Origin of the sequence: Shewanella carassii, from assembly GCF_019670705.1 — a bacterium.
Lineage (GTDB): Bacteria > Pseudomonadota > Gammaproteobacteria > Enterobacterales > Shewanellaceae > Shewanella > Shewanella carassii.
This window is the reverse complement of sequence record NZ_AP024618.1, coordinates 1,929,341-1,955,480: the sequence shown is the minus strand read 5'-3', so window position 1 is coordinate 1,955,480 and position 26,140 is coordinate 1,929,341. Positions and strand designations below refer to the sequence as shown.

Annotated in this window: 20 protein-coding genes; 9 read left to right on the top strand and 11 right to left on the bottom strand. The window is 53.3% G+C overall.

Annotation, left to right across the window (positions count from 1 at the left end; genetic code table 11):
* Window positions 1–30: 30 nt before the first annotated feature.
* Window positions 31–1,380 carry a dihydroorotase gene (locus K5621_RS08935; protein WP_221050975.1) on the top strand — a complete coding sequence of 450 codons (1,350 nt, stop codon included), beginning with the start codon at window positions 31–33 and terminating at the stop codon, window positions 1,378–1,380.
* 96 nt (window positions 1,381–1,476) lie between these two features.
* On the opposite strand, the gene K5621_RS08930 is transcribed toward K5621_RS08935, so the two are convergent.
* Together K5621_RS08930 and yegD are read right to left on the bottom strand one after the other, a co-directional pair.
* Window positions 1,477–1,965 (bottom strand): CreA family protein, encoded by a 489-nt coding sequence (locus tag K5621_RS08930; RefSeq protein WP_100142730.1) that lies wholly within the window; start codon window positions 1,963–1,965, stop codon window positions 1,477–1,479.
* 37 nt (window positions 1,966–2,002) lie between these two features.
* Entirely contained in the window at window positions 2,003–3,376 is a 1,374-nt protein-coding gene (gene yegD / locus K5621_RS08925; protein WP_100142731.1) for a molecular chaperone, read from the bottom strand.
* A gap of 360 nt (window positions 3,377–3,736) precedes the next feature.
* Between yegD and ppk1 the strand changes: the two genes are divergently transcribed.
* A complete protein-coding gene (ppk1, locus tag K5621_RS08920; RefSeq protein ID WP_392465006.1) occupies window positions 3,737–5,854 on the top strand; it encodes a polyphosphate kinase 1 in 2,118 nt (705 codons plus the stop codon).
* Between the two features lie 16 nt (window positions 5,855–5,870).
* The gene (gene ppx / locus K5621_RS08915; RefSeq protein WP_280638588.1) at window positions 5,871–7,361 is read left to right on the top strand and encodes an exopolyphosphatase; all 1,491 of its coding nucleotides are present in this window, start codon (window positions 5,871–5,873) and stop codon (window positions 7,359–7,361) included.
* A 75-nt stretch (window positions 7,362–7,436) separates the two neighbouring features.
* Here ppx and K5621_RS08910 read toward each other — a convergent pair whose 3' ends face one another.
* The 4 genes from K5621_RS08910 to trhO form a co-directional block, all read right to left on the bottom strand.
* Window positions 7,437–8,261, bottom strand: a complete 825-nt coding sequence (locus K5621_RS08910; RefSeq protein ID WP_221050972.1) for a hypothetical protein — start codon at window positions 8,259–8,261, stop codon at window positions 7,437–7,439.
* A gap of 284 nt (window positions 8,262–8,545) precedes the next feature.
* Window positions 8,546–10,174, bottom strand: coding sequence for an alkaline phosphatase family protein (locus K5621_RS08905; protein ID WP_221050971.1), 1,629 nt, complete (start codon window positions 10,172–10,174; stop codon window positions 8,546–8,548).
* A 14-nt stretch (window positions 10,175–10,188) separates the two neighbouring features.
* The gene (locus K5621_RS08900; RefSeq protein ID WP_221051159.1) at window positions 10,189–11,691 is read right to left on the bottom strand and encodes an alkaline phosphatase family protein; all 1,503 of its coding nucleotides are present in this window, start codon (window positions 11,689–11,691) and stop codon (window positions 10,189–10,191) included.
* A gap of 315 nt (window positions 11,692–12,006) precedes the next feature.
* On the bottom strand, window positions 12,007–12,987 hold the full coding sequence (trhO, locus tag K5621_RS08895) for an oxygen-dependent tRNA uridine(34) hydroxylase TrhO (protein ID WP_221051158.1): 981 nt from the start codon (window positions 12,985–12,987) through the stop codon (window positions 12,007–12,009).
* A gap of 282 nt (window positions 12,988–13,269) precedes the next feature.
* On the opposite strand from trhO, the gene K5621_RS08890 reads away from it, so the two are divergent.
* Entirely contained in the window at window positions 13,270–13,974 is a 705-nt protein-coding gene (locus K5621_RS08890) for a glutathione S-transferase (RefSeq protein WP_245003153.1), read from the top strand.
* 55 nt (window positions 13,975–14,029) lie between these two features.
* Here the strand turns inward: K5621_RS08890 and K5621_RS08885 are convergent, their stop codons facing one another.
* On the bottom strand, window positions 14,030–15,817 hold the full coding sequence (locus K5621_RS08885) for a SulP family inorganic anion transporter (RefSeq protein ID WP_100142737.1): 1,788 nt from the start codon (window positions 15,815–15,817) through the stop codon (window positions 14,030–14,032).
* A gap of 267 nt (window positions 15,818–16,084) precedes the next feature.
* Here K5621_RS08885 and K5621_RS08880 point away from each other — a divergent pair, with 267 nt between their 5' ends.
* From K5621_RS08880 to ilvN, 3 genes are all read left to right on the top strand, one after another.
* Window positions 16,085–17,317 carry a multidrug effflux MFS transporter gene (locus K5621_RS08880; protein WP_483414561.1) on the top strand — a complete coding sequence of 411 codons (1,233 nt, stop codon included), beginning with the start codon at window positions 16,085–16,087 and terminating at the stop codon, window positions 17,315–17,317.
* Window positions 17,318–17,801: 484 nt separating this feature from the next.
* The gene (locus tag K5621_RS08875; protein ID WP_221050969.1) at window positions 17,802–19,523 is read left to right on the top strand and encodes an acetolactate synthase 3 large subunit; all 1,722 of its coding nucleotides are present in this window, start codon (window positions 17,802–17,804) and stop codon (window positions 19,521–19,523) included.
* Window positions 19,523–20,020, top strand: a complete 498-nt coding sequence (gene ilvN / locus K5621_RS08870; RefSeq protein WP_039033365.1) for an acetolactate synthase small subunit — start codon at window positions 19,523–19,525, stop codon at window positions 20,018–20,020. The genes K5621_RS08875 and ilvN overlap by 1 nt, the downstream gene beginning before the upstream one ends.
* 77 nt (window positions 20,021–20,097) lie before the next feature.
* Here ilvN and K5621_RS08865 read toward each other — a convergent pair whose 3' ends face one another.
* Window positions 20,098–20,970, bottom strand: coding sequence for a flagellar protein MotY (locus tag K5621_RS08865; protein ID WP_100142739.1), 873 nt, complete (start codon window positions 20,968–20,970; stop codon window positions 20,098–20,100).
* 140 nt (window positions 20,971–21,110) lie between these two features.
* Between K5621_RS08865 and rnt the strand changes: the two genes are divergently transcribed.
* A complete protein-coding gene (gene rnt, locus K5621_RS08860) occupies window positions 21,111–21,779 on the top strand; it encodes a ribonuclease T (protein WP_221050968.1) in 669 nt (222 codons plus the stop codon).
* 221 nt (window positions 21,780–22,000) lie between these two features.
* Here rnt and K5621_RS08855 read toward each other — a convergent pair whose 3' ends face one another.
* Both K5621_RS08855 and K5621_RS08850 read right to left on the bottom strand, forming a co-directional pair.
* Window positions 22,001–23,017, bottom strand: coding sequence for a DUF3137 domain-containing protein (locus tag K5621_RS08855; protein ID WP_100142741.1), 1,017 nt, complete (start codon window positions 23,015–23,017; stop codon window positions 22,001–22,003).
* A gap of 131 nt (window positions 23,018–23,148) precedes the next feature.
* Window positions 23,149–23,754, bottom strand: a complete 606-nt coding sequence (locus K5621_RS08850; RefSeq protein WP_025009505.1) for a peroxiredoxin — start codon at window positions 23,752–23,754, stop codon at window positions 23,149–23,151.
* Between the two features lie 312 nt (window positions 23,755–24,066).
* Here K5621_RS08850 and K5621_RS08845 point away from each other — a divergent pair, with 312 nt between their 5' ends.
* Window positions 24,067–25,386, top strand: a complete 1,320-nt coding sequence (locus tag K5621_RS08845; protein WP_129979025.1) for a Na+/H+ antiporter family protein — start codon at window positions 24,067–24,069, stop codon at window positions 25,384–25,386.
* 113 nt (window positions 25,387–25,499) lie between these two features.
* On the opposite strand, the gene K5621_RS08840 is transcribed toward K5621_RS08845, so the two are convergent.
* Window positions 25,500–25,949: an Hsp20 family protein gene (locus tag K5621_RS08840; RefSeq protein ID WP_028779347.1), complete on the bottom strand. Its 450-nt coding sequence runs from the start codon at window positions 25,947–25,949 to the stop codon at window positions 25,500–25,502.
* Between the last annotated feature and the right edge of the window lie 191 nt (window positions 25,950–26,140).

Below are 26,140 nucleotides of genomic sequence, written 5' to 3'. Positions count from 1 at the left end.
CCAATATTAATAACGCTAATCAGGTATCCTATGAAAACCCTCATCTGCAACGCCCAATTGGTTAATGAAGGAACAATCCGTACTCAGGATCTGCTGATCGACAACGGCCGCATCAGCCAGATTGCCTCCCAGATCACGGCTCCGGCAGGGGCTCAGGTCATAGATGCTCAGGGTAAACACCTGCTGCCGGGGATGATCGACGATCAGGTGCATTTCCGTGAGCCGGGTTTCCCCAATAAGGGCACCATCGCCAGTGAATCCCGCGCCGCCGTGGCCGGGGGTATCACAAGCTTTATGGAAATGCCCAATGTAAACCCGCAAACCACCAATCTGCAGGCGCTGGAAGACAAGTATACCCGCGCGTCTCAAAGTTCATTGGCCAACTTTGCTTTCTATCTCGGCGCCACCAACGATAACCTGGAAGAGATTAAACGTCTCGATCCCAACCAGGCCTGCGGGGTGAAAATCTTTATGGGCGCCTCTACCGGCAATATGTTGGTGGATAACAGTGCTACTCTAGACGGCATCTTCGCCAACTCTCCTGTGGTCATTGCCACTCACTGTGAAGACAGCCCCACCATAGCCGCCAATGAAGCCGCCATGCGTGAAAAATACGGCGACGCCGTACCTATGGAGCTGCACGGCGAAATCCGCTCCCGCGAAGCCTGCCTCAAGTCATCTCAACTGGCGACCGAACTGGCCATCCGTCACAAGGCGCGCCTGCATGTACTGCATTTGACCACCGCCGACGAGCTTTATCTGTTTGAGCCGGCCAAACAACTGGCACAACTCAAGGGTGCCAACATTACCGCCGAAGTCTGTGTACACCATCTTTCGTTCAACGACAGTGACTACGCCCGCCTCGGCAGTCAGATAAAGTGTAACCCGGCGATCAAGACCCTTGCCGATCAACAGGCACTGATAGATGCAGTCAATCGCGACATCATTGACATTATCGCCACAGATCACGCGCCGCACACCTGGGAAGAGAAGCAAGCCGACAGCTATTTCCAGGCGCCGTCCGGTTTGCCGCTGGTGCAACATGCACTGCTCAGCCTGCTGGATCTGCATGCCAAGGGGCACTTCAGCCTGGAAAAAATCGTCCAAAAGACCAGCCATGCGGTGGCCGAGCGCTTTGAACTCAAAGACAGGGGCTATCTGCGCGAAGGTTATCTGGCGGATCTGGTACTGGTGGATCTCAACAAGCCCTTCGAGGCCACGCTGGAAAACACCCGCTATCACTGCGGTTGGTCGCCCTTTACCGGCCACAAGTTTGCCGCCTCTATCAGTGGTACCTGGGTCAATGGTAAGCAACTGTTTGACGGCAGTCGCTTTATCGACAATACCCTGGGCCAACGCCTCACATTTAATCGCAGTTAATTGCGATCAATTGAACGGAACCCCCAGTCTAGCTAGGGGGTTCTATAGACAAAAAAAGCCTCGATTTCGAGGCTTTTTTGTCTATATCTCGACCTATCAGTTTACCGCTTGGGGCCTTGGCTCGTAGGCGTCGGTTCCCCACAGCGGCACAGTGGACAAGGCGTGCTTGTGGCTACCGTTGGTTTCTTTGGTGGAATAGGACAGATACAGGAGTGTCTGGTGTTCACTATCATAGATACGTCTCACCTTGAGGCTCTTGAACAAGATGCTCAAGGACTCGGTAAACACTATCTCGCCCTTCTTACCCAGTTCGATACCGGCCAGTTGCGCCTTGGTTATCGGCCCTGTCTGGCGACAGCTGATACTCATATCCGATGGGTCGGCAAAATCCAGATTAGCCTCTATGCGGCTGATATGACAGGTAACACCGGGCAGTTTGGGATCTGTCTTGGCATCTATGATCACATCTTTGGTGGTAAATACGCCCAGGCTGACCTTGCCCACATCATCGCCGCACCCAGCGAGCAAGCTTGTCGCCGCAGTCACGACTAAGGCGGCCAAGAGTGGCGTTTTTTTCAGTGCCATGAAGAATCCTCTTTCAATCAAAGTGCAATAATTGCGACTAACGGTACAGGCGCTCGGCCCAGCGGGTCAAGCCGGCCACCACAGAGCCAAAGTGATCGCCACTAACCAAAGCCACATCCGGGAAGCGCGCGCGGATCTGCTCGGTAATATAGGGGCTCTTGGCACTGCCACCGGTGAGATAAATGACATCCGGCTGACATCCCCCTTCCGCCAAAGCTTGGGTGATGAGCTTGTGCACCGTTTCAAGCGATTCATCGATGGCGGCGACAAAGGTGGCGGCATCGACATTCACAGTCAAGGGCTGCGGTTTGGGCGCTTCGACAAAACCTATATCCATAGCGGCTTGCTTACTGTCGCTCAGGGCGATTTTAAGCTGCTCGGCACTGCGCACCAAACGATAACCCAGCTGATCTTTTTGCACCTTTAATAAGCGCGCAAGTTTCGCCTGCTCTTTGGCATCCCGTTGCAGCTCCTCAATCAACTTGCGACTACTCAAGGCAGAGAATTCCCGCTGGGCACTGACATCGTTGACGGCGACCGCGTTCCAGAAGGGTTGCCTTGGCATAGGCTTGCCTGTGATGAGCGCACTGCCGAGCCCCAAGTGCGGCATAAAACCGGCCATCGCCAGAGCGATATCCAGATCGTTACCCCCTACCCTTTGACCACTGTGGCCCAGGCAGTCGTCACTGCGATCTTTCTTGTCTTTAAGCTCAGGCCCCATGCGCACAAAGGAGCAGTCGCTGGTACCGCCGCCAATATCCACCACCAGCACCCGCTGCTCCCGGGTGAGTGTCGACTCAAACTCAAGGGCAGCCGCCATAGGCTCATACAGAAAAGCCACATCGGTGAACCCGGCGCGCTGGGCCCCCAGAGTCAAAATGGCCTCGGCTTGCTTGTTGCTTTGCTCGCCACCAATGCCCTGAAAGTTAACCGGCCGCCCGATCACCACCTGGGAAATCGCCTGTTTCAGGCTCTGCTGCGCCCGGGTATGAATTTCCTGCATCATCAGGGTGACGATATCTTCAAACAGTGCCATCTGATTGCTGAGCAGGCCCGAAGCGCCGAGGAAGGACTTGGGCGAGCGAACATAGAAGCCCTCTTCCGGCATTTCCATATAGGTTTCAATCGCCTGATTGCCGATGAATACCGCTTGCTCATTGGCAAGCAAATCCAGCTCCAGGCGCGCCGTTCGGGCGCGACTCAGCTCGGCGGCGCGTTTGGGTTTGAAATCAGCCTGGGCCGCCAAAGGCAAGCGCTGCAGCACAGATTCGGAAATGAGTTCCCGCTCCATGGCATAAATGGTCGACGGCATATAGTTGCCATCCTCGGCCAGAGGCAAGAGCCGAGTCTGGCCCTCCTCCATCACGCCAATGGCGCAGTTGGCACTGCCATAGTCAAAACCTGCAAACATTCCGTCCTCCTGCTTTCGCGGGCTCTATGTGATCTCGATGCTGCTTTCAAGACAAAGCCCCCGAAAGCTGCGTCCACCGACCGAGAAAAAAGAGCGCAACATAACATAAGCCGCATGCAAAGCCCATTGAACAACGGCGATTTATCGACCGCTTCGAACCCTTAGTGATGATTTAGAGGGGACTTAATGGAGACTTGTCATGCTCTGGACATAAATTCACTCTAGTTTGAACCAGCCGGGCCACCGGATCCCAATGTGGGCCAAGGACTCATAACCCCAGGCCTTTATTCACTGATTACAAGCGGATATCGGAGTGTTATTGTATATCTGCCGGGCTTTCTCTATGCCCGGATTCTGCTAATGAGGAGTCTTAGCGTGTTACCGTCCGTCGAAAAATTTTCTCTGGATAAGGAGCTTTCCTGGCTGTCTTTCAATGAAAGAGTCTTGCAGGAAGCGGCCGATCCTCTGGTGCCTCTGGTGGAACGGGTTCGCTTTTTGGGCATATTCTCCAACAACATGGATGAGTTCTTCCGGGTCAGGGTTGCTGCGGTGCGCCGCTCGATTCTGTTATCCACCCTGCAGGAAGGCCGTAATTCCAGCCGCCATTTGATGGCCAAGATCCAAACCAAGGTATTGATACTGCAAGAGCGTTTCGACACTATCTACGGCGAGTTGATGCGAGAGCTGGCCAGACACAGCATCTTTCTTATCAATGAGAAACAGTTGAGTGATTTTCACAGCCAGTGGCTGAAAAAGCATTTCAAGGATCATCTCAAACGCCATATCGCACCGCTGATCCTCAGCAATCGCTCCGAGCTGTTTAAACAGATCAACGATGACACCACTTATCTGGCGGTGTGCCTCTACAGCCGGGAAAAGCGTCAGTACGCCCTGGTGGAAGTGCCCACCAAGAATGTGCCACGTTTCATCCAACTGCCGGCAGAAACCTCGAAGCGCCGCAAACATTTGATCTTACTTGATAACATAATCAGGCACTGTGTCGATGAGCTATTCGCCCCCTTCTTCGAATATGAAGAGATTGAAGTCTTCTCCATGAAGCTAACCCGCGATGCCGACTTCGATCTCACCGATGAGCTGGAACAAAGCCAACTGGAAAAGCTCACCAAGGGCCTGAAAAAGCGCCTCACCGCCGAGCCGGTGCGTCTGGTGTATGACAAAGAGATGCCGGAGCATATGCTGAGTATGCTCACGGCGCAGCTGAATATCTCCAATACCGAGTGTCTGATCCCCGGCGGCCGTTACCACAGTTTCAAGGACTTTATCGGCTTTCCCAATCCGGGACGCAAATACCTGGAAAACGACAAGCTTCCGGCACTGGACTCGGCCGGATTCAGTGTCTGCGCCAACAAGTTTGACGCCATTCGCCGCGGCGATATCATACTTTATTACCCCTATCACAAGTTTTCCCACTTTACCGAGCTGGTGCGCCAGGCGGCCTATGATCCTGCCGTCAAGTTCATCAAAATCAGCCTCTATCGGGTGGCGAGAAAGTCCCATATCATCCAGTCGCTGATAGATGCAGTGAAAAACGGCAAACAGGTCACCACAGTGATTGAACTCAGGGCCCGTTTCGATGAGCAGGCCAATATCGAGTGGAGCCGGGTGCTGGCCGAGGCCGGTGTCAAGGTGCACCATGGGATCCCAAGCTTGAAGGTCCATGCCAAGATGTGCCTTATCGGCCGCGAGGAAGCCGGTGCAATGCGCCTCTATGGCCACATTGGCTCGGGCAACTTCAACGAGGGCACGGCCAGGGTGTACACCGACCTTTCACTGTTTACCGCTAATCAGGAAATTACCGCCGAGATAGAACAGGTATTTGAGTTGATTGAGCACCCTTACAGACGGGATAACTTCCAGCATCTGATAGTCTCCCCCTATGATGCGCGCCAGAAGCTGACCGGCCTTATCGAGCAAGAGATCATCAATGCCCAGAGCGGCATCAAGGCCGCCATCACCCTCAAGCTCAATAATCTGGTGGATGAGGCGATGATCCAAAAGCTGTATGAAGCTTCCAGCGCCGGCGTCAAAATCCGTTTGCTTATTCGCGGTATGTGCGCGCTTATTCCCGATATTCCCGGGATCAGCAACAATATTGAGGTCTTCAGCATAGTGGACAGATTCCTCGAGCACTCGCGGGTGATGCTGTTCCACTCAGGCGGCGAAAACAAACTCTTTCTCTGCTCCGCCGATTGGATGGGGCGTAATATCGATAACCGTATCGAAGTCAGCACCCCGGTATATGATCCCGGTTTGAAGCAGATGATCCTCGACACCCTGGCGCTGCAATTTGCCGACAACATCAAGGCGCGAGTGATCAACAAAGATCAATCCAACCCCTACCGTAAGCGGGGCAACAAGCGTAAGGTAAGATCCCAGATAGCCATACATCAGTATCTGGGCAACTACGAAAAACAGCGGCAACTGGATCTGGCCAAGCCCCAGGAACCGACGCAATAGCAAAATGAGGACCACCTTGACTGCAACACCCAAGCATTTTGTCGCTGTGGATATGGGTTCCAACAGCTTTCATCTGGTGATAGCCCGCGAGCAGGATGGCAGCATTCAGATCCTGCATAAAGAGAAACGTCTGGTACAGTTGGCCGAGGGGCTGGATCAGGACAACAGGCTGGATAATGACGCCATAGCGCGCGGTCTCGCCTGCCTCAAGGATTTCAACCTCAGGTTTTCCACTCTGGATCAGGCCAGAGTCAGACTGGTGGCCACCCACACTCTGAGAGTCGCCCGCAACCGTGAGGCCTTTATCGAGGCCGCCAGGGCCATTATGCCCTACCCGGTCGAAGTGGTCTCCGGCCATGAAGAGGCGCGCCTTATCTACAAGGGCATAGCCCACAGCCAGGAGCTGGCGGAGCGCAACCTCATCATAGATATCGGCGGAGGGTCAACCGAAGTGGTGCTTGGCCACAAGACTCAGGCACAGATACTCTCCAGCCTGCGCTGTGGCTGCGTCAGTTACAACCAGAAGTACTTTGTCGACGGCAAGCTGACGCTGGAGAACTTTCGCGCCGCCCAGGCAGCGGCCGATAAACAGTTTGCCTCGCTGGCCAAGGAATATTTCAGTGGCCAGTGGGATCTCACTCTCGGCAGCTCTGGCAGTGTCAAGGCCATCTGCGAGGCGATGCAGCACTTCTTCAACGATGAAACCATCACTCTGCCCAGGCTCAAGCAGTTGAAACAGCAATTGCTCGACTGGGGGCATGTGGATCAGATTGAACTGCCGCAGGTGGACAGCAAACGTGCGCCTTTGCTACCGGCGGGGCTGGCTATCCTGATCAGCTTCTTCAAGAGGCTGCCGGTCACCGAGTTGCAGTTTGCGCAAGGGGCACTGCGCGAAGGCGTACTATACGAACTTGCCGGGATCAGCCAATTCGGTGATGTCAGCGGCCGCACTGTCGAGAGCATGGCCAAACTCTATCATGTGGACTTGAACCATGCCGCCAAGGTGGCCACTTCCGCCAAACAGCTATTCGATGCCGTTGCCGACTGTTGGCAACTCGAGCCCTGGCGCTCCCTGCTGGAACATGCAGTGAAACTGCATGAGATAGGGATCCATATCAACTCCCGCGCTCACCACAAACACGGCGCCTACATCATAGCCCATAGCGATCTGCCCGGTTTCAGCCAAGAGCAGCAACAGCTGCTGGCACTGCTGATTGGCAACCAGCGCAAGAAACCCAACCTGGAGGCGCTGGCACAACTGGAGCCCGCTCAGAAATTACGCCTCATCCGCCTAATGGCGCTGCTGCGGCTCGCCGTGTTGCTGAATCTCGGCCGTATCGCCCGCAGCTTGAAAATCACCCGGGTAAAACCCACGGCAACAGGCATGCAGATAAGCCTGCCCGAGCCGCGTCAACGCATCAGCCTGTTTGCCAAAGACCTGCAGCGGGAGCAAAAGCAGCTCGCCCAGTTGGGTTTTGAGCTGCAGATAAGTTATGCCGATAACTGACGTCCTGTGACTAGGCCCTTGTTATATCGGTAACTGGGGTTAATCAGTGGCTGGGGTTAATCAATGACTATGATGTCAGTGGCTGTGATGCCCGCCTTCAAGCTGCTGACCATCTGCCGAGTAGAAGCCTGAGCTGCCATGTTGAATAAAGCCCTGGGTGATCATCTTGGCAATAAAAGGGTCAGACTCACTGTCGCCCACATCGGCAAAGTCGAGGTCCTGGAAACCTGAGGTAAGCCGCTTGAAACCCTCCTGGCTCACAGGCGTCAGTTTGCTGAGCCGATAAACAATACGCTGCTCACCTTGAGTGATGGTCATCTCGGCCGGCAGTTCCAACTCGCTTATCCAGCTCAGTTGCAAAGACTGCTGCTCGGTGGCGCTTTTGTTCGCGTGACTATGGTTTTCTTCATGACCTTCGTCATGACTATGATTTTCCTCATGACTTTCTTCATGACTCTTGCTCTTAAAAGAATAGCTCTGACGGGTGAAGCAGCTATCCTGCAGGCTTTGGCCCTTTTCAAATTGACTCAAGGCAGCAGGCGATATCAGGTGAAACTGCCTATCGAGATCGGTGTGAATATTCAGCGCCAAGAGATCGCCGCGACGATAGCTGATAGAGCGTTTCTCCTGGGGGAAATAACGCACATACTCGCCATTTTTATGCCAAGCCTCATAGCTGACAGGGCTGCGTTGATAGATGATGGTATCGTCAAAGCGCGTCAGGATCAGTTGCTGCTGCCTGGCCTGCTCACCACTGCCAACAGTGATCTGATAGCTGGCTTGAAAACGGCCGGGTTTGGCGGCACAAACATTAGCATCATTGCCAATTGAGCCGCCCGCTTTGACATGGGCGTGCTCCTGGCTGCCTGGCTGGTTGCTGGCAGACTGGGTATTGGCCATGGCAAACTGCCCCAGCGAAGCTGTGAGCCCCAAAGCGAGTGAAAACGTAAGTGGGCGACAAAGAACGCGAGGGGCTGTGCAAAGAGCTATGCGAGGAGCGATATGAAGCGCTACGCAGGAAAAAAAGGGGAACGCTGGCTTGAATGTTACTCGGGACATAATAAACCTACTGATATGACTCTAAAACAAAAGACTAAAACCAAAGACCAAAACCAAAGAAGCAGCCTGGCACCCTGCTTGAACCTAGGGATAAGCAGGGGCATCAGGCTGCGAAACGCTAAACTTTATTGCGCCGCGGCGGCCTCGGCCTTTTTAACCAAATCACCGGCAAAGTTCATCACATGGAAGATGTGGTTCTGCTCAACCGTACCCTGGACCAGGCTGGCACCCGGGCCGCGAGCGAAGATGGCCACATCTTCACCGGCATGGGTTTCACTTGCCAGCGGCACCAATGCTTCCTGATGGAACCCCACACTCTGGGTGTCTATGTAATTCAGATCCACCCGACCAGGCTCGGCGGCATAGTTGTAACGCTCATCGCCACCAGTCGCCAGCGAGCCAAAGCCCAGGCCATTGGCATAACCAACCGTGGTATAAGGCATGCCGTTGGCATCGGTAGAGTTGGTGACCGACGGCTGACCGTTGGCATCGTTACTCTTCACCAGGCCCAGGATAGGATTACCTCGGGTCGGATAGCCGGCGATGGTGAACACATGGCTGTGGTCGGCGGTAACCATCAGCAAGGTGTCATTGGCCGAAGTCTTCTCCATGGCAACACGTACCGCCTCAGACAAGGCTATGGTGTCGTGCAGGGCACGGGCCGCATTACCGGCATGGTGAGCATGGTCGATACGACCGGCTTCAACTATCAGGACAAAGCCTTTGTCGTTCTTTTTCAGAATATCGATACTCTTGGCCGTCATCTCTGCCAAGGAAGGTTCACCGGTAACACCGGCCTCCACTCTGTCGTAGTCATATTCCATGTGAGAGGAGTTAAACAGCCCCAGCGCATGCTCTGTGGTGCCGCTATCCATCGCCAGGAAGCTGTCACGGTCGGTAACGTAACTGGCGTTGGGGTACTGGGACAGCCACTCGGCGGTCAGATCGCGACCATCGTTACGCTTACCTGCTTTGCCTTCAGGATCGATAGTGGTGTTGGGAATAAACGCGCGGCGACCACCGCCCATAACCACATTGATCCCTTTGCCGTTATTGAAGTCCAGCATCTGGGCGGCAATGTCTTTACAGCCGTTGCTGACGGCTTCGGCCGGCAAGTTGCTGTCCGCTTCCCAGTCGCGATCCGGCACATGAGCATAAGTGGCAGCCGGGGTCGCGTGAGTGATACGTGCGGTCGAAACCACACCGGTAGCCATACCCGCCATGGCGGCCAGCTCCAGCGAAGTCACCAGGTTTTGACCGCTGGTGGAAGAACAGACGCCGCGCTCAACACCTTCAGCCTGTGAGATCACGCCAACGTCCGTCTTCACCCCGGTGACCATGGCCGTCATGGTGCCGGCCGAATCCGGGGTTTGACCATCGACATTATAAGTCTTGGCCAGGCCAAGATAAGGCAGGGTTTCAAAGGAGAGTGAGTTTTCCTCTCCAGTTTGCCCCTTGAGCTGACCATCGAGGATCCGCGCCGCCGTCACAGTTGAAACGCCCATGCCATCGCCGACAAACAAGATGATGTTTTTTGCCGCCCCCGCCTGGGTGTTATTGCTCATATTGGACGCCTTGGTGACGCGGTTTTGACCATCGACATACCATTGATTAACGGCGGTCCAGTCTTTTCCGTCACTGCCGTTGCTTCCATCTGTGCCCGGAGTGCCTGCGTTGCCGTTGTCACCGTCACTTCCACAGGCCGCCAAACCGAGAATCGCGGCCAAAGACAGTACCAGTAATTTCTTATTCATTTCCTTGCTCCCAATTAATACTTAGTACCGCCAAGCTCTTGGGCTTGATTGATAATGTGGAAAATCACGTTCTGCTCCATTACACCCTGCACCAGGTGGGCGCCGGGGCCTGTGGCGTGCAGACTGATGTCTTCACCGGCGTGGGTTTCACTTCCCATAGGAATAAGAGCTTGTTGGATAAAGTCTTTGTCTTGAGTGTCCACTGAGGTCAGGTCGTCACGGTTCCCCACAACGGCGCCCGGGCCATTGGTGTAACCCAAGGTGGTGTATGGCTTACCATCGAGGGCAGTAGAAAGGTTTCCATCCACGCCGTGCACCAGACCCAGAATGGGGTTACCCCGCTTCGGATAACCTGCGATGGTGAACACGTGGCTGTGGTCGGCGGTGACCAGAATTAGCGTCTCTTCCGGGTTGGTGTTTTCGACCGCCGCCTTAACGGCGTTGGAGAGTTCCACCGCATCGGCCAGGGCGCGCTTGGCGTTACCGGCGTGGTGACCATGGTCGATACGACCCGACTCGACAATCAGCAGATAGCCCTTGTCATTCTTCTGCAAAATCTCGAGAGATTTTGCAGTCATCTCAGTCAATGAAGGTTCGCCGCCCACATCATCGGCGCGGTCCGCTTCATATTCCATGTGGGAGGAGTTGAACAAGCCCAGCAGGTGATCTGTGGTGCCGGCATCTATGGCATCAAACTCTGCGCTGTTCCATACATAGGCGGCGTTGTCCAGGTTGTCGACCCAAGCCTTGGTCAAGTCCAGGCCGTCTTTACGCTGGCCTTTCTTGTTCTCGCCATCTGTCACTGTTTCAGGGATAAAGGCGCGGCGACCACCGCCCAGCGCGACTGACAGGGCATTGTCTTTATCGCGCATCACCATCTGGTAGGCGATATCTTTACACTCGTTGGCTACCGCCTCGGCAGGCAGGTTGGCGTCAGATTCCCAGTCACGCTCCGGGCTATGGGCATAGGTTGCTGCCGGAGTGGCGTGGGTGATACGTGCAGTGCTCACCACACCGGTAGATAAGCCTTTGGCATTGGCCAGATCCACCAAAGTCACCAGCTCATTACCTTTGGATGACAGGCAGTTGCCACGAAGGCTCTGTTCGGATACCGAAATCACCCCCGCTTTGGACTTTACCCCAGTCGCAATGGCCGTCATGGTGCCGGCACTGTCCGGTGTTTGCTGGTTGGTGTTATAGGTCTTGATCAATGCGGTATGGTCAAACTTCTCAAAACTCAGGAAATTCTCTTCACCACCCTGGTTACCGGCCAGCTGCTGCCCTTGGTAGATACGCGCAGCAGTCAAGGTGGAGATCCCCATACCGTCACCGACAAACAAAATGACGTTTTTGGCTTTTGCTTTTGATTCTAATGTAGCCTTGTCTGACACCCGCTGGGCGCTTTCCTTATACCAATGGCTGTCAGTTTGAACACTGGGTAACACGGCACTGTTGGCCGCCATGGTTACCAGGCTGCATGAGATCAACGCAGCTAATCTATTTTTCATCACTTTCATCATCCGTATTGGGTTGAAGTAAATTGTTCGCTATTAAAAATAAAGCGGCCTGATTGTCAGGGATCCAGATGACAGATTTGATTAATCAAGATTGCAGTTATGTGAAGCTCTGCGTTTAAACGACACAAATCAAAGGAAAAGCTGGCTTTTTGACCAAGAAACCTGAATGGGGATTGAGTGGGGGGAAGGCTGCGGTTTGTTCCGGTATCGAAAAACCATAGTGACTGGGGCGATTCAAGGCTCTGAACTAAGGAAGATGTATATAAGAAAAAAGGAGCCTGTGGGCTCCTTCGATGATTAGATTTCTTACCGCTATCAAGAGGTTTGCTTGGCCTGCTCTTTCTGACGCTGTTTTTGCTCACGGCGCTTATGGATCACTTCTTTGACATCGGCGCCTATATGGGCCTCACCGCGGCGCTTGGCCAGTTGCATCTGTCTCTCACGCTCGATAAAGCGCCGACGCTGCTTTTCATCCAGCTTATCTATGCAATGGGGACAGCTGCCCCCCTGCTCATAGGCCGGGCTCTGCTTATCGGCCTCGGTTATCGGCATCCGGCAGGCATTACACTGATCGTACTGACCTTTTTGCAGCTGGTGATCCACAGAAACCCGGTTATCAAAGACAAAGCACTCTCCTTGCCACAAACTCTGCTCTTCGGGCACTTCTTCCAGATATTTGAGGATCCCGCCTTCGAGGTGATATACCTCATCAAAGCCTTGTTGCTTAAGATAAGCTGTGGACTTTTCACAGCGGATCCCGCCGGTGCAAAACATGGCTACCTTCTTGTGCTTGGCCGGATCCAGCTGCTGCTTCACATATTCTGGGAACTCGCGGAAAGTCTCGGTCTCGGGATTGATGGCATTCTTGAAGGTACCAATTTGCACTTCATAGTCGTTGCGGGTATCAACCAGCAGCACATCGGGATCGGAGATCAGCGCATTCCAGTCTTTGGGTTTGACATAGGTGCCGACCACTTCTCTGGGATCTATGCCTTCCACCCCCATGGTGACTATCTCTTTCTTGAGTTTGACCTTGGTGCGGTAAAACGGCATCTCATCATCAAATGAGCGCTTGGAGACGATATTATCCAGGCCATTCTGGGCATCCAACCAGGCCATCAGGGTATTGATACCGTTTTCCGAGCCGGCCACAGTGCCATTAATGCCTTCGGCAGCCAGCAGCAAGGTGCCGCGAATACCATTGTCTTCCATGGTTTCCAGCAACGGCTGACGCAAAGCCTCATAATCCGGCAGGGAAACAAACTTATATAAAGCACATACCACTATTTTGGACATCATTACCTCAACTTCTGCTGGCTGGAACCTAATTTCCAGTGCATAACGGCGTCACCTTCCGGAACCTTCCTTAAGTGATCCACCTCCCAAAATGGGGGTGCCATTCTATCCCAATCACAGTAGCGCAAATAGACAGTAAAAGTAGGGTTATTCGGCGATTCCTGCAGCAGGCCGCCATATAGTAGCGGTTTAACCCTTTACATGCGGTTATGAACAGCAACCTTGCCTGCCACCCGAGTGATTCCTACAATGGCTGTTTTCATTGAATTCCAAGGGACTCTTGTGACTCAAGTAAGCAGTCAAACTATTCTGTACAGCTTTCGCCGCTGCCCCTATGCCATGCGCGCCAGACTGGGCTTGATTGCCGCCGACTACTCTGTTGTAGTGCGGGAAATTCTGCTGAAAAGTAAGCCGCAGCAGATGCTGGAACTATCGCCCAAAGGCACAGTGCCTGTGATGCAACTCGCCGATGGAAGGGTACTGGACGAGAGCCTGGATATCCTTTTCTGGGCACTGGCACAAGCCGATCCCCACTCATTGCTGCCGCAAAATCCTGAGGAAGAAAACCTTATCTCAACCCTGATAGCGACCAATGACAGGGCATTCAAGCCTTTACTGGACAGATACAAATACTTTGACCGTTACCCTGAGTTCAGCCAGCAAAGCTATTTCGAACAAGCGCTCCTGTACTTGCTGCCACTGGAGCAGAGGCTGGCTGAGGCTCAAGAACAACTCGGGCAGCAAAAGCTACGGGGGCAAAAAGAGCAACAACAGCAGGTCATGTTGCTCGGGCGAATGAGCGCGGCGGATCTCGCCATTTTCCCTTTTGTGCGCCAATTTGCCCATGTGGATAGAGCCAGGTTCAATGCAGCGCCCTTGCCCTGTCTGACTCAATGGCTGCAGGCCTGGCTCGAGCACCCCTGGTTTATCCGCGCCATGAAACCCAAGCCTCTGTGGTTGGAAAGCGGCGAGCAACAGCCTCTTTAGCGCCTGCCGAGTAATCCGGGCAGGCGTTTGCGAGCTGTCGGGATCCCGCCAGGTCTTACAGGTGTGACGGTCTGGGGGCGCTGGTATCATCGCCGGCCAAACGCCGCACTTCGGGGGCCTGGCCCTCAGCGACCGCTTGTTTGTAGTTTTGATGCATTCGCACCGCCAAGGCCAAATCAGGCCTGATGATCAAACCATCCTCCGCCACATCTATGCCACTGGCTTCGCACCAGCTGAGCAGTTGACGTTTACGGCCCGCCAGCACCAGGCTGACACCGCGGCGCTTCAACAGGTGCGCCACATCGGCAATCATGGCCATCACACTGATATCCAGATGACTAAAACAGGCCACCGCATCGACTATCACACAGTCCACCGGCTCGGGCTGCTCTTTTAATCTGGCCAGCAACTGGCGTTTGAAATAACCGGCGTTGAAATAGGTCAAGGGTGAGTTGAAACGGTAGATCATGATCCCCGGGATCGCCGTGGCCTTGTCACTGCGGTCGATACTGCGCAGCACCCCTTTACGATCGACACCGAGCAGCTGCTCCGAGGGTTTCATCACTACCCGGATAAATTGGAATAAGCCCAGCAGCACCGCCAGGGTGATCCCCGGGATCACCCCGATAAAGAGCACGGCCAACAGGGTGATCAGCGCCAGGGTAAAGGCGCCGTTGTCACGCTTTCTCAGCTTCCAGATCCCCTTGATATCAATCAAAGAGAGCGATGCGATAACCAGCACCACCCCGAGCGCCGCCGAAGGGATATATTGCAGCGGCGCAGTCAGGAACAGGGCCACCAGGGCTATCAGCAGCGCCGCTATCACAGAAACCAACTGCGACTTGCCGCCATTGGCATCATTAACCGCGGTGCGCGAATCGGCGCCGCTGATGGCAAACCCCTGGGACAAACCCGAGGCGATATTGGCAAATCCAAGCGCGCGAAACTCTTTATCGGGATCTATGTCGTAGCCGTTTTTGGCGGCAAAGCTGCGCGCCGTCAGCATCATGGAGACAAAGCTCACCATGGCAAGGTTCAGCGCCGGCATCACCAATTCACGACTCAGCCCCAAGTCAAATACCGGTGCCTGAAACTCCGGCAAACCGCCTTCAATAGTGCCGACCACCGCCAGTTGATACTGCTGCAAATCTAGCAGCCATACCAATAATCCGGCCACAGCTATCGCTACCATAGAAGCAGGCAGTTGCGGCCGCAGACGCTTGACCAGCAGGAACACCAACAGAGTGACCAGACTCATGCCCAATGTTGGCCAGTGAGTGCGCGACAGATACTCGGCGCCGCCTGCCAGGCGCTCCAGCAAATAGCGGGATTCGAAGCTAAAGCCAAAAATCTTCGAGAACTGGCCGACGATAATGGTTATCGCCACCCCGTTGAGCAGCCCCATCAAAATCGGCCGCGAGAGAAACTCAGCAAGCACCCCTAGCCGAAAACGGCTGGCCAGCAAACACCAAATCCCCGTCATCAGGGTCATGGTCATCACCAACTGCCAGTGCACCTTGGCATCGCCCGCGGCCAGTGGCGTCACCACAGCGGCAATGACGGCGCAGGTCGCGGCATCCGGACCCACTATCAGTTGCCTCGATGTACCCAGCAGGGCATAAATCAACATAGGTAAAATACAGGAGTATAGCCCGGCCACAGCACTGACTCCGGTAAGCTGGGCATAGGCGATAGCTACCGGCAAGGCCACAGCGGTTACCGACAAGGCGGCGCGAAGATCGTCCCGCAACCATTCTTTCTGATAATTCAGCAATCCTGCCAACCCTGGAAGTGATTGAGTCAGCAACTCCCGGGTATTCCATCGTGGAAAATGAACTCGCATATTCAGCACTCAACTCCATTAATTTAAGCGCACACAATCTTGAGTGGACAATGTAGTGAGCTTATGCCAGGAAGTCATCCAGGGTGAAATAAAATATTCTCACTACCCACTTTTTCATCTTCCTTTGTCAGTAATGTAAAGAAACCACTCTGGGGGATTGGCTAATTGGTCGCCACGGCTTAACATGAACCCCAAGCCACATTTCGTGGCATGAGTCACATTCCTGACCAAGCATCCAATGCTTTTTGGCCAATATATGAGGTTAAATTGGATACCCAACCCCAGATAACCAGGCGCGCGCCCCAAGGGCTGCATCTGGCCTTGCTTATTCCCATGCTGTCGGCCATAGTGGCGATAACGCCTTTGGCCATCGACATGTATCTGCCGGCCATGGCTACCCTAGCCGAAAGCTTCCATTCCGATATCACGACAGTGCAGCAGTCTCTGAGCCTGTATCTGGCCGGGTATTCTCTGGGCATGCTTACCTTTGGGCCTTTGGCCGATCGCTTCGGTCGTCGTCCTTTGGTGATCATTGGCCTATCGGGATTTATGTTGGTCAGCCTGGGATTGGCGCTGTCGCAAACGATAGAAATGTTTTTAAGCCTCAGATTTGTCCAGGCGTTTATCGGCGCCGCCGCTACCGTGGTTATCCCCGGCTATATCAAGGAGGTCTATGGTGACAATACAGCCAAGGGCATGTCCTATGTCAGCCTAATAATGATGCTGGCGCCACTGCTGGCACCGTCCATCGGCAGCCTAATTTTGGAGCTGGGTGAATGGCATCTGATTTTCTTTATCCTCGCCTGCTATTCCTTGCTGCTACTCATGCTGGTATTGCTGAAACTGCGTTTGCCATCGGATATGCAAGGCGCCGAGCGCAGCCGCAAGTCATTCTTTGGCGCCTATGCCACCGTCTTTACCCGGCCCGGCGTTAAGCTGCATATTGGCAGCGGCGTACTGACTTCATTCGCTTTTTTTTGCTATCTGACAGCCTCGCCGTTTGTCTATATGTCGGTATTTAACTTGGATAAGTCACTGTTTGCCATACTATTCAGTACCAACGTAGGCGCCTTGATGCTGGCCAATATTATCAACTCACGCATTGTCGGTCGCTATGGTTCAAGACGCATGTTGGTTGCCGCCACTATGCTCGGTAGTATCGCCGCTACCGGGCTGTTACTGGTGAACCTGCTCGACTTGAGTTACCACTTTACCGTAATCATGTTGCTGCCATTGATGGGCTGTCTGGGGATAATGTCGGTCAATGCCGATGCCATAGTACTGATGAGATTCCAGCAGGAAACCGGCACCGCCACCGCGGTTATCGGCACCCTGAGATTCGGCTTTGGTGCTCTGGCCGGACCGCTGCTGGCACTGTTTTACACGGGGACTGCCGTGCCCTTTGCCGCGCTGATGCTGGCCTCTGTACTACTGGTGGGGCTGTGCCAGTTCGCTGTCAGTCGCCGCCCTGCGCCCGAATGCCGCAGTACCGGCTCCTAAAATAAAGCTAGCGGTAAAGCACGCTCAAGCGTTTGAAACCGCTTGAGCGAAAAGTGCCGTTTGTCGATTTCCCGCAACCACTAGAACCCCAGTTTTCAAAGATTGGTTTCATACACAAGGAATTAGCGCCGTTTTAGACTAAAGTCTAAAAAGATCCTCAATTAAGAATAAAATACAATAAATTCAATATATAACAAAAATCACTTTAGAAAAAGCCTACCGCAACCAGGGCCGCTTTTCGGCGGCAAAAATGAAATTTATTCATGCTCATAAAAAAGCCAGGTTCAGGGGCTTGAAAACTTACCTCTTTCCAATATGATGAAATTCTGTCCATTGGTGACAGAGATCCCTTCCCTACAAGGAAGTGTGCCCCACGGCCGGGTCGACAGCTGGCCGGAACTACCCTTCCGGCTTGGATTAGAGCGATAACCGTCGCTGTAAAAGTTACTGTTTACCGTAACGGTATCTTATCAAGGAGTACCAAATGGAGATGCTTTCAGGCGCCAGCATGATAGTGCGTTCGTTAATTGACGAAGGCGTAAAACATATATTCGGCTACCCGGGTGGCTCAGTTCTCGACATCTATGATGCCCTGCATCAAAAATCCGATATAGAACATATTCTTGTCCGCCATGAACAGGCGGCCGTGCACATGGCCGATGGTTACGCCAGAGCCACGGGCAAGGTCGGCGTGGTGTTGGTGACATCCGGCCCGGGAGCGACCAATGCCATTACCGGCATCGCCACCGCCTATATGGATTCAGTCCCTCTGGTGGTGCTTTCGGGCCAGGTGCCCAGTAACCTGATCGGCAATGACGCCTTTCAGGAGTGCGACATGATAGGGATCTCCCGCCCTGTGGTGAAACACAGCTTTTTGGTGACAGATCCCACTGAAATTCCCACCATTATCAAGAAAGCCTTCTATATCGCGGCCAGCGGCCGCCCTGGCCCTGTGGTAGTGGATCTGCCAAAAGACAGCCTCAACCCGGCGATACTGCACGAGTATCAATACCCGGAAGAGATTAAGATGCGCTCCTACAACCCGACGCTTTCGGGTCACAAGGGCCAGATCCGCCGGGGTTTGCAGGCCTTGATGGCCGCCAAAAAACCTGTGTTGTATGTGGGCGGCGGCGCCATTATCTCCGGCTGCCACCAGCAGCTGTTGACTCTGGCCGAACGACTGAAACTGCCCGTGGTCAATACGCTTATGGGGCTGGGCGCCTTTCCCGGTTCTCATCACAACAACCTGGGCATGCTGGGGATGCACGGTCTGTACGAAGCCAATATGGCCATGCACCATTCAGATTTAATCTTCGGTATTGGGGTGAGGTTCGATGACAGAACCACCAATAATGTCGCCAAATATTGCCCGGATGCCACCATACTGCACATAGATATCGACCCTTCATCCATCTCCAAGACCATCAAGGTGGATATTCCGATTGTGGGCTCGGCCGATAAGGTGCTGAACGAGATGCTGCAATTGCTGGATGAAGACAAGGTAACGCCTCTGGATGACGAGGCGCTGCAACACTGGTGGCAGCAAATTGCTTCTTGGCGCAGCCGTAACTGCCTCGACTATCAGCGCAATGCCGAACGGATCAAGCCCCAGCAAGTGATAGAAACCCTCTATCGCCTGACAAACGGTGATGCCTATGTGGCCTCGGATGTTGGCCAGCACCAGATGTTTGCCGCTCTCTATTATCCTTTCGACAAGCCACGGCGCTGGATCAACTCAGGCGGCCTGGGCACCATGGGATTCGGCTTGCCGGCCGCCATGGGGGTCAAGATGGCGATGCCGGATGAAACCGTCGTGTGCGTCACCGGCGACGGCTCGATTCAGATGAATATTCAAGAGCTTTCCACCGCACTGCAATATGATGTGCCGGTGAAAATCATCAATCTCAACAACCGTTTCCTCGGGATGGTGAAACAGTGGCAGGACATGATCTACTCCGGCCGCCACTCCCATTCCTATATGGACTCAGTGCCTGATTTTGCCAAAATAGCCGAAGCCTACGGCCATGTGGGGATCAATATCGACCATGTGGATGAGCTGGAGAGCAAACTGGCACAAGCCCTGGCCATGAAAGACAGGCTGGTGTTTGTGGATATCAGTGTCGATGAAACCGAACACGTCTACCCGATGCAAATTCGTGGTGGCGCTATGAATGAAATGTGGCTGAGCAAGACGGAGAAAAGCTGATGAGACGTCGAATCATATCTGTATTGATGGAAAACCAGCCCGGCGCCCTGTCAAGAGTTGTCGGTCTCTTCTCCCAACGCGGCTACAACATTGAAACTCTGACGGTTGCGCCCACCGACGATCCGACACTTTCCCGGCTCACAGTCGCAGTCGAGGCCGATGAGAGCATTCTGGAGCAGATAGAAAAGCAACTGCACAAGCTTATCGATGTGCTCAAGGTATCCAACATCACAGAGTCCACCCATGTGGAACGGGAGCTTGCCTTGGTCAAGGTCAAGGCAAGCGGCGCATTGCGGGCAGAGGTAAAACGCACCGCCGATATCTTCCGCGGCCAAATTGTCGATGTAACCGCCAATCTCTACACAGTACAGATGGCGGGTACCAGCGATAAACTGGACGCCTTTATTGCCGCGCTGACCGAAGTCACCAAGGTAGTGGAAGTATCCCGCTCCGGCGTGGTGGGGCTTGCCAGAGGCGAAAAGGCGATGCGCGCCTGAGCCCACCTCAAAGTCTACGCATGAAAAAACCAGGCTTGAACCTGGTTTTTTACTATCTGTGAAAACATGCTCTGGCGTTACTGCAGAGGTTTGCTTATCCGGATAACCACTCGGCGGTTGCGAGCCCGCTCGTCACTGGAGTCATTAGAAGCCACATGACGACGCTCGCCATGCCCTTCGGTGTGGATCCTGTCACCCGGGATCCCCCGCGCCACGAAAAACTCTTTGACTGAACCGGCGCGCTGCTGAGATACCTTCTGGTTGATACTACGCCCACCATAGCTGTCGGTATAGGCGTCTATCAGTACCAGCTCTACCTCGGGATCATAGGCCAGATACTCCTGCACCCGTGCCAGCTGCGCCTTGGAATAACGGGTCAATTCAGTACCGCCCATCTCATAGGTAAGCACGGTAAAGGCGATATCATCGAAACTGTAAGGCAGTAGATTGGCCAAACACTGCTTGAACTCGCGGTATTTCTGAGCAAAGTTGGCTGCAGAAAGCCCGACCGCCACCTTATTGCTTTGGTTATACCAATCGCTGTAGTAGAAAGTGGGTTCCATGCCGCGATCCAGCTCTGCCAGCATCGACCAGGCGGCCTTTTTCGGCACTTCGCCATTGAAATATTTCTGGTAGCTCAGCTCAGTAATCGCCTTGGAGGTCACTCCGGGACGCCAGGCCGGTGCCTTGCTCATCAAGCGGGCATGGGTCACGGCATCAGGCTTTTGCCACATATCCAGAGTAAACTGCAGATTCAGCTCTTTACCCGCATGACTGCTAAACACCGCCTTGCCGTAGGCAGGAATGTCGTGCTCCAGACTACAGCCTATGGGGGTATTTTGCGCCACGCGCCAATGAGAGTCATCGAGTGACGCTACATAGTGTCTAAGATCCGCCACCGCCGACAGCGGCAGACAAAGAGTCGACAGCAGGAACAGTTTACGCCACATAGAAATCTCTCTTTTACATATCATGTTGTCTCTATCGGCAAAGAAATTCATTCCTTTAGCCTATAAAAACAACAATCGAACATGACACCCTGTTGATGTTTTAGCATAATAGCCGCTTCGTTATTTTCCAGGGGAAATGCATGACTCAGCCAAGCCTAGCCAACCAACTCAAACACAGATTCAGGGGCTATTTCCCTGTGGTGATCGACGTGGAGACCGCTGGCTTCAATGCGCAGACCGACGCGCTGCTGGAGATTGCCGTCACCCTGCTGAAGATGGATGCCGATGGTAATCTGGGCATAGACAGAACCCTGCACTACCATATCGAACCTTTTGAAGGCGCCAACCTCGAGCCGGAGGCGCTGGCATTCAACGGCATAGATCCCAACAACCCTCTCAGGGGCGCCGTCAGCGAGAAAGAAGCTTTTCTGGAGATATTCAAGGCGGTGAAGAAAGCGCAGAAGGCGGCCGATTGCCACCGTTCTATCATAGTGGCTCACAACGCCGCCTTCGATCACGGCTTTGTCAGTAAGGCAATCGAGCGCAATGATATCAAGCGCTCGCCGTTTCATCCCTTTGCTACTTTCGATACCGCCACTCTGGCCGGATTGGCCATAGGCCACACAGTGCTGGCCAAGGCCTGCAGCTTGGCCGGGATCCCCTTCGATAACAAAGAAGCTCATTCGGCACTTTATGATACAGAGCGCACCGCCGAGCTATTCTGCTACATAGTGAACCGCTGGAAAGCCCTCGGCGGCTGGCCTTTGCCTGCCGAAGCAGAAACCGAAGCCCCAGAGGATGCGGTCTAAACCCGCTCAAACATACGTTCAAACATAGTAAGTCGGCTCAGACATATAAGTCTGACTCAAACTACAGTGTTGCCCGCCCTCAAGCCAAATCCTTTGAGCATCTGGCGTGAGGGCGCATCAAAACCCAGTGACCAAAGACCAGCTTTCAGAAACCCGTTCAGAAGCCAGTGACTAAAAACCAAAGACAGCTAGGCTCCAAACCCAGATCTTGAGCCTCATGTTTAAAGCCCGGTGCGACTGTCGAGTTTCAAGGCTTTAATCAAGTCGAATACTTCATGGATCTCTTTAAACACTTGCTCGATATCAGCGCTGAGATCCAGCGGCTTGAGTAGATCCAGTTGCGGCTCAAAATAGCTGTGCTGACAGGCTATTTTGACAAACAATCGCCCCTGTTTGAAACAGGCTTCCAGCTCACCCTGATAAAATCCTGATAGTGACAACAAACGCTCCATAGTCGCTGTGTTGAGCACATATCTGGCTTCAAGCTGATCGTCACTGTAGACCTCAAATCTACGCTCAAAGTCCGGGTCTTCCAGCTTTACCCTCGAGAGTTTGCTTCTGAACTGCGCCAAGCCATTGGCCATAAAACCTTTATCGCGGCGCACTTGGATGGTTGCGGAAAATGTCTTTGGCAGCTCGAACTCTATCACTATGCCATCGAACAGCGTCTTATATTGGGGACCATTATCGTTCTTGCCTGTGCGTTCGAGTAACGTCAGTTCCCTAAGCAGAAAAGGCACATTAAGATATTTGCCTCTGACCGAGTTTTGAAAATAACCTTTGTCATAGTCGGGAAAGAGACCATAGTCTTTATAGCTTTCCAGTTCAGGCAATCCTGAGGGGTTAAACGCAAAGCTTTTACCGAAATACCCCAGCAATAGAGGGTAGATCTCCTCGACTATCTGGGTACGCAGTTCACTTATCTCACTGCCTGCCCAGATGTTGGCCAATACCACCACCGCCAGAGATACCACGGCGCCGCCAAAGCCGATAAAAAACACCCCTTCTTTAAAATCCAGCATGAAGGCGCCGTAGAAACTCATGGCAAAAAACAGTAAAAATGCCGGAATGCCGATAAAGGTTAGAGGCGCAACTATCTTTCTACGCTCTTTATACCTAGCAGCGGCGGCCTCTCGCACCGACTCATAACGCCGGCACTTGGGGGCGATCTTTTGCGCATAATATTGGCTGAAGGCCTGCTTGTCCTGCTCAGGGATGGCAAACTCCACTGAATTCATCCTGTCTTCCTTACTATTTTCCGGCTCAATTAGCGGCTATCTCAAACCTTACGTCACGCACTGAACAATAAAGGTTTAATCGATATAAAAAAAGCTGCCCGAGGGCAGCTCTTTGAAATCAATTCAGAAAATTACAGCTCTTCAGCGTTCTCTGACAGATAGGCAGCTACACCGTCTGGGCTGTCTTTCATGCCTTTCTTGCCTTTTTCCCAACCGGCAGGGCAAACTTCACCGTGCTCTTCGTGGAATTGCAGCGCGTCAATCATACGCAGCATTTCATCGACGTTACGGCCAAGAGGCAGATCGTTAACGACCTGGTGACGCACCATACCTTCTTTGTCGATCAGGAAAGAACCGCGGAAAGCCACACCGGCTTCTGGATGCTCAACGTCGTAAGCCTTACAGATGTCATGACGAACGTCGGCAACCAGAGTGTATTGAACCTGGCCAATACCGCCTTTTTCCACTGGGGTGTTGCGCCATGCATTGTGAGTAAACTGAGAGTCGATAGAAACACCGATCACTTCAACGCCACGCTTCTTGAACTCTTCCATGCGGTGATCGAAAGCGATCAGCTCAGATGGGCACACGAAGGTGAAATCCAGTGGGTAGAAGAACACTACCGCAGGCTTGCCTTTGATTGCTGCAGTCAGGTTAAAGCTGTCAACAATTTCGCCAGAACCCAGAACAGCTGCTGCAGTAAAGTCCGGAGCCGGACGGCCTACTAATACGCTCATTTTATACCTCCATCTATGGATTGAGCTGTGAATAAAACAGAATCCGTTTTAAGTACAAGTCATTATAAGAGGTGCCATCCACCTGACAACCTATTTAGGATCAATATCACGCTTTTGCGACACGCCAAGGCGTGTTTGAGCAATAAACCAACAAATTGTTATCCATTTTGTCAATCTGGCTCACATGCTGCGAAGCAGAACACTGATCCAATTCACAAAGGCAGATTTTTTCCCGCAAACACTGATTGCAGCTGGACATCCAAGCCCCCCCAGTCAAAAATACCCCCTTTGTTTAGCGAATAAGACTTTACTATGAACGCAGTTGTGATTGCCGTCTGTCTGATGCTCGCTCTCAGTCTGGCCCGGGTCAATGTGGTGATCGCCTTAACGATCAGCGCCCTGGTCGCCGGCTTGATGGGAGGACTGGATATCCACCAGACCATAGAGGCATTCAATACCGGCCTGGGCGGTGGTGCCCAAATAGCCCTGAGTTATGCCCTGCTCGGCGCCTTTGCCGTGGCCCTGTCCCACTCAGGGTTGACCACTTTGATCTCCACGACGGTGATCAAGGCCCTTGGTAAGGATCCCAATAGTCAAAACCTCAAGTGGGTTCGCAGCCTGTTGCTGCTGTCACTGCTAGCCATGGCTATCAGCTCACAAAACATTCTGCCGATCCATATCGCCTTTATCCCCATTTTGGTGCCGCCCCTCTTGCATCTGATGTCCAAACTCAAGCTGGACAGGCGTTTAGTTGCCTGTGTTATCACCTTCGGCCTGGTCACCACTTATATGGTGTTGCCTGTGGGCTTTGGCGGCATATTTCTAAACGACATACTGCTGGCAAACCTGCAGTCCAACGGCTTACAGGCCCAGTCAGGAGATATCCCCAAGGCCATGCTCATTCCGGCCGCCGGCATGCTGGCCGGACTGTTGACGGCCGTGTTTATCAGCTATCGCAAACCAAGAGAATACCGGGAAGAGCAGATCCTCGCCGCCGAGCCGGAAACCGGCCTCAGCAAGCGCAACATCATCATTGCCGTGCTGGCCATTTTGGCGACTCTGCTGGTGCAGCTGCAGACAGATTCAATGATCTTCGGCGCCCTGGTCGGCTTTATGATCTTCTCATTCAGCGGCGCGCTCAAACATGTGGCCGATGAAGATATCTTTAACCAAGGCGTGCGCATGATGGCCAACATAGGCTTTATCATGATAGCCGCCGCCGGTTTCGCCGCCGTGGTCAAACAAACCGGTGAAGTGTTAACTCTGGTGAGTGCCATAGGGGAATTGATCGGTGATAACAAAGGCCTGGGCGCGCTGTTGATGTTGGTGGTAGGTCTGTTGATCACCATGGGCATAGGCTCATCTTTCTCGACTATCCCTATTATTGCCACCATCTATGTGCCGCTGGCGCTGAACTTTGGTTTCTCTGTACCTGCGGTTATCGCCCTGGTCGGCACCGCCGCGGCGCTTGGGGATGCCGGTTCACCGGCATCGGACTCAACGCTCGGCCCTACTGCCGGCCTCAATGCCGATGGTCAGCATGACCATATCCGCGATAGCGTGATCCCAACCTTTATTCACTACAACATTCCGCTGCTGATCTTCGGCTGGATTGCCGCCATGGTACTCTAAGCACTGCCTTGGGGAATGATAGCCCTGAATACAAAAAGCCAGTCTGTATCAGACTGGCTTTTTTGCTTTAGCGGCCTGCTTTACAAGCCGGGACTTAGCTTATCGACGCTGTTTCAGGCCTGAGTTTCTTCTATCAAGCGGTTACCTGAGCCTATCTCAATTTTGCGCGGTTTCATGGCTTCAGGGATCTCGCGCACCAAATCTATATTAAGCAGGCCATGTTCCAGATGAGCACCTTCAACGGTCACATAATCGGCCAACTGGAAGGTACGCTCAAAGCCGCGCTCGGCAATGCCTTGATACAGGTATTTACGCTCCGGAGCCTGCTCGCCCTTGGTGCCTTTCACCAACAGCTTTTCGCCCTCGCTGGTGATCTCCAGCTCATCCATGGCAAAGCCTGCAACCGCCATGGTTATCCGGTAACGGTTCTCACCCAGGAGTTCGATATTGTATGGAGGGTAACCGGCATTGCCATTGTTGGCGGCGGCATGTTCGGCCAAACGGGCCAAACGATCAAAACCGATAGCGCTGCGGTAAAGGGGAGTCAAATCATAGTTACGCATAGTCATATCCTCATAGATTAAGCAATATGGAGTGTCGGGCCGAATCATCGCACCCTAGGTTTCACTGGCCGCCCAATGGCACGGCCTTTAATTTATCGGTCAAGGCGCTTTCCCTGCCGACACTCAATAGATAGGGTCGGGCAATGGTATTTCAAGTCCAGGTAGAATTAATTGATTAAAATTTACGCAAA

Coding starts and splice junctions, on each gene's coding strand:
- K5621_RS08935 (WP_221050975.1), top strand. CDS start 31: ATGAAAACCCTCATCTGCAACGCCCAATTGGTTAATGAAGGAACAATC.
- K5621_RS08930 (WP_100142730.1), bottom strand. CDS start 1,965: ATGGCACTGAAAAAAACGCCACTCTTGGCCGCCTTAGTCGTGACTGCG.
- yegD (WP_100142731.1), bottom strand. CDS start 3,376: ATGTTTGCAGGTTTTGACTATGGCAGTGCCAACTGCGCCATTGGCGTG.
- ppk1 (WP_392465006.1), top strand. CDS start 3,737: ATGAGGAGTCTTAGCGTGTTACCGTCCGTCGAAAAATTTTCTCTGGAT.
- K5621_RS08910 (WP_221050972.1), bottom strand. CDS start 8,261: ATGGCCAATACCCAGTCTGCCAGCAACCAGCCAGGCAGCCAGGAGCAC.
- K5621_RS08905 (WP_221050971.1), bottom strand. CDS start 10,174: ATGAATAAGAAATTACTGGTACTGTCTTTGGCCGCGATTCTCGGTTTG.
- K5621_RS08900 (WP_221051159.1), bottom strand. CDS start 11,691: ATGAAAGTGATGAAAAATAGATTAGCTGCGTTGATCTCATGCAGCCTG.
- trhO (WP_221051158.1), bottom strand. CDS start 12,987: ATGTCCAAAATAGTGGTATGTGCTTTATATAAGTTTGTTTCCCTGCCG.
- K5621_RS08885 (WP_100142737.1), bottom strand. CDS start 15,817: ATGCGAGTTCATTTTCCACGATGGAATACCCGGGAGTTGCTGACTCAA.
- K5621_RS08875 (WP_221050969.1), top strand. CDS start 17,802: ATGGAGATGCTTTCAGGCGCCAGCATGATAGTGCGTTCGTTAATTGAC.
- ilvN (WP_039033365.1), top strand. CDS start 19,523: ATGAGACGTCGAATCATATCTGTATTGATGGAAAACCAGCCCGGCGCC.
- K5621_RS08865 (WP_100142739.1), bottom strand. CDS start 20,970: ATGTGGCGTAAACTGTTCCTGCTGTCGACTCTTTGTCTGCCGCTGTCG.
- rnt (WP_221050968.1), top strand. CDS start 21,111: ATGACTCAGCCAAGCCTAGCCAACCAACTCAAACACAGATTCAGGGGC.
- K5621_RS08855 (WP_100142741.1), bottom strand. CDS start 23,017: ATGAATTCAGTGGAGTTTGCCATCCCTGAGCAGGACAAGCAGGCCTTC.
- K5621_RS08850 (WP_025009505.1), bottom strand. CDS start 23,754: ATGAGCGTATTAGTAGGCCGTCCGGCTCCGGACTTTACTGCAGCAGCT.
- K5621_RS08845 (WP_129979025.1), top strand. CDS start 24,067: ATGAACGCAGTTGTGATTGCCGTCTGTCTGATGCTCGCTCTCAGTCTG.
- K5621_RS08840 (WP_028779347.1), bottom strand. CDS start 25,949: ATGCGTAACTATGATTTGACTCCCCTTTACCGCAGCGCTATCGGTTTT.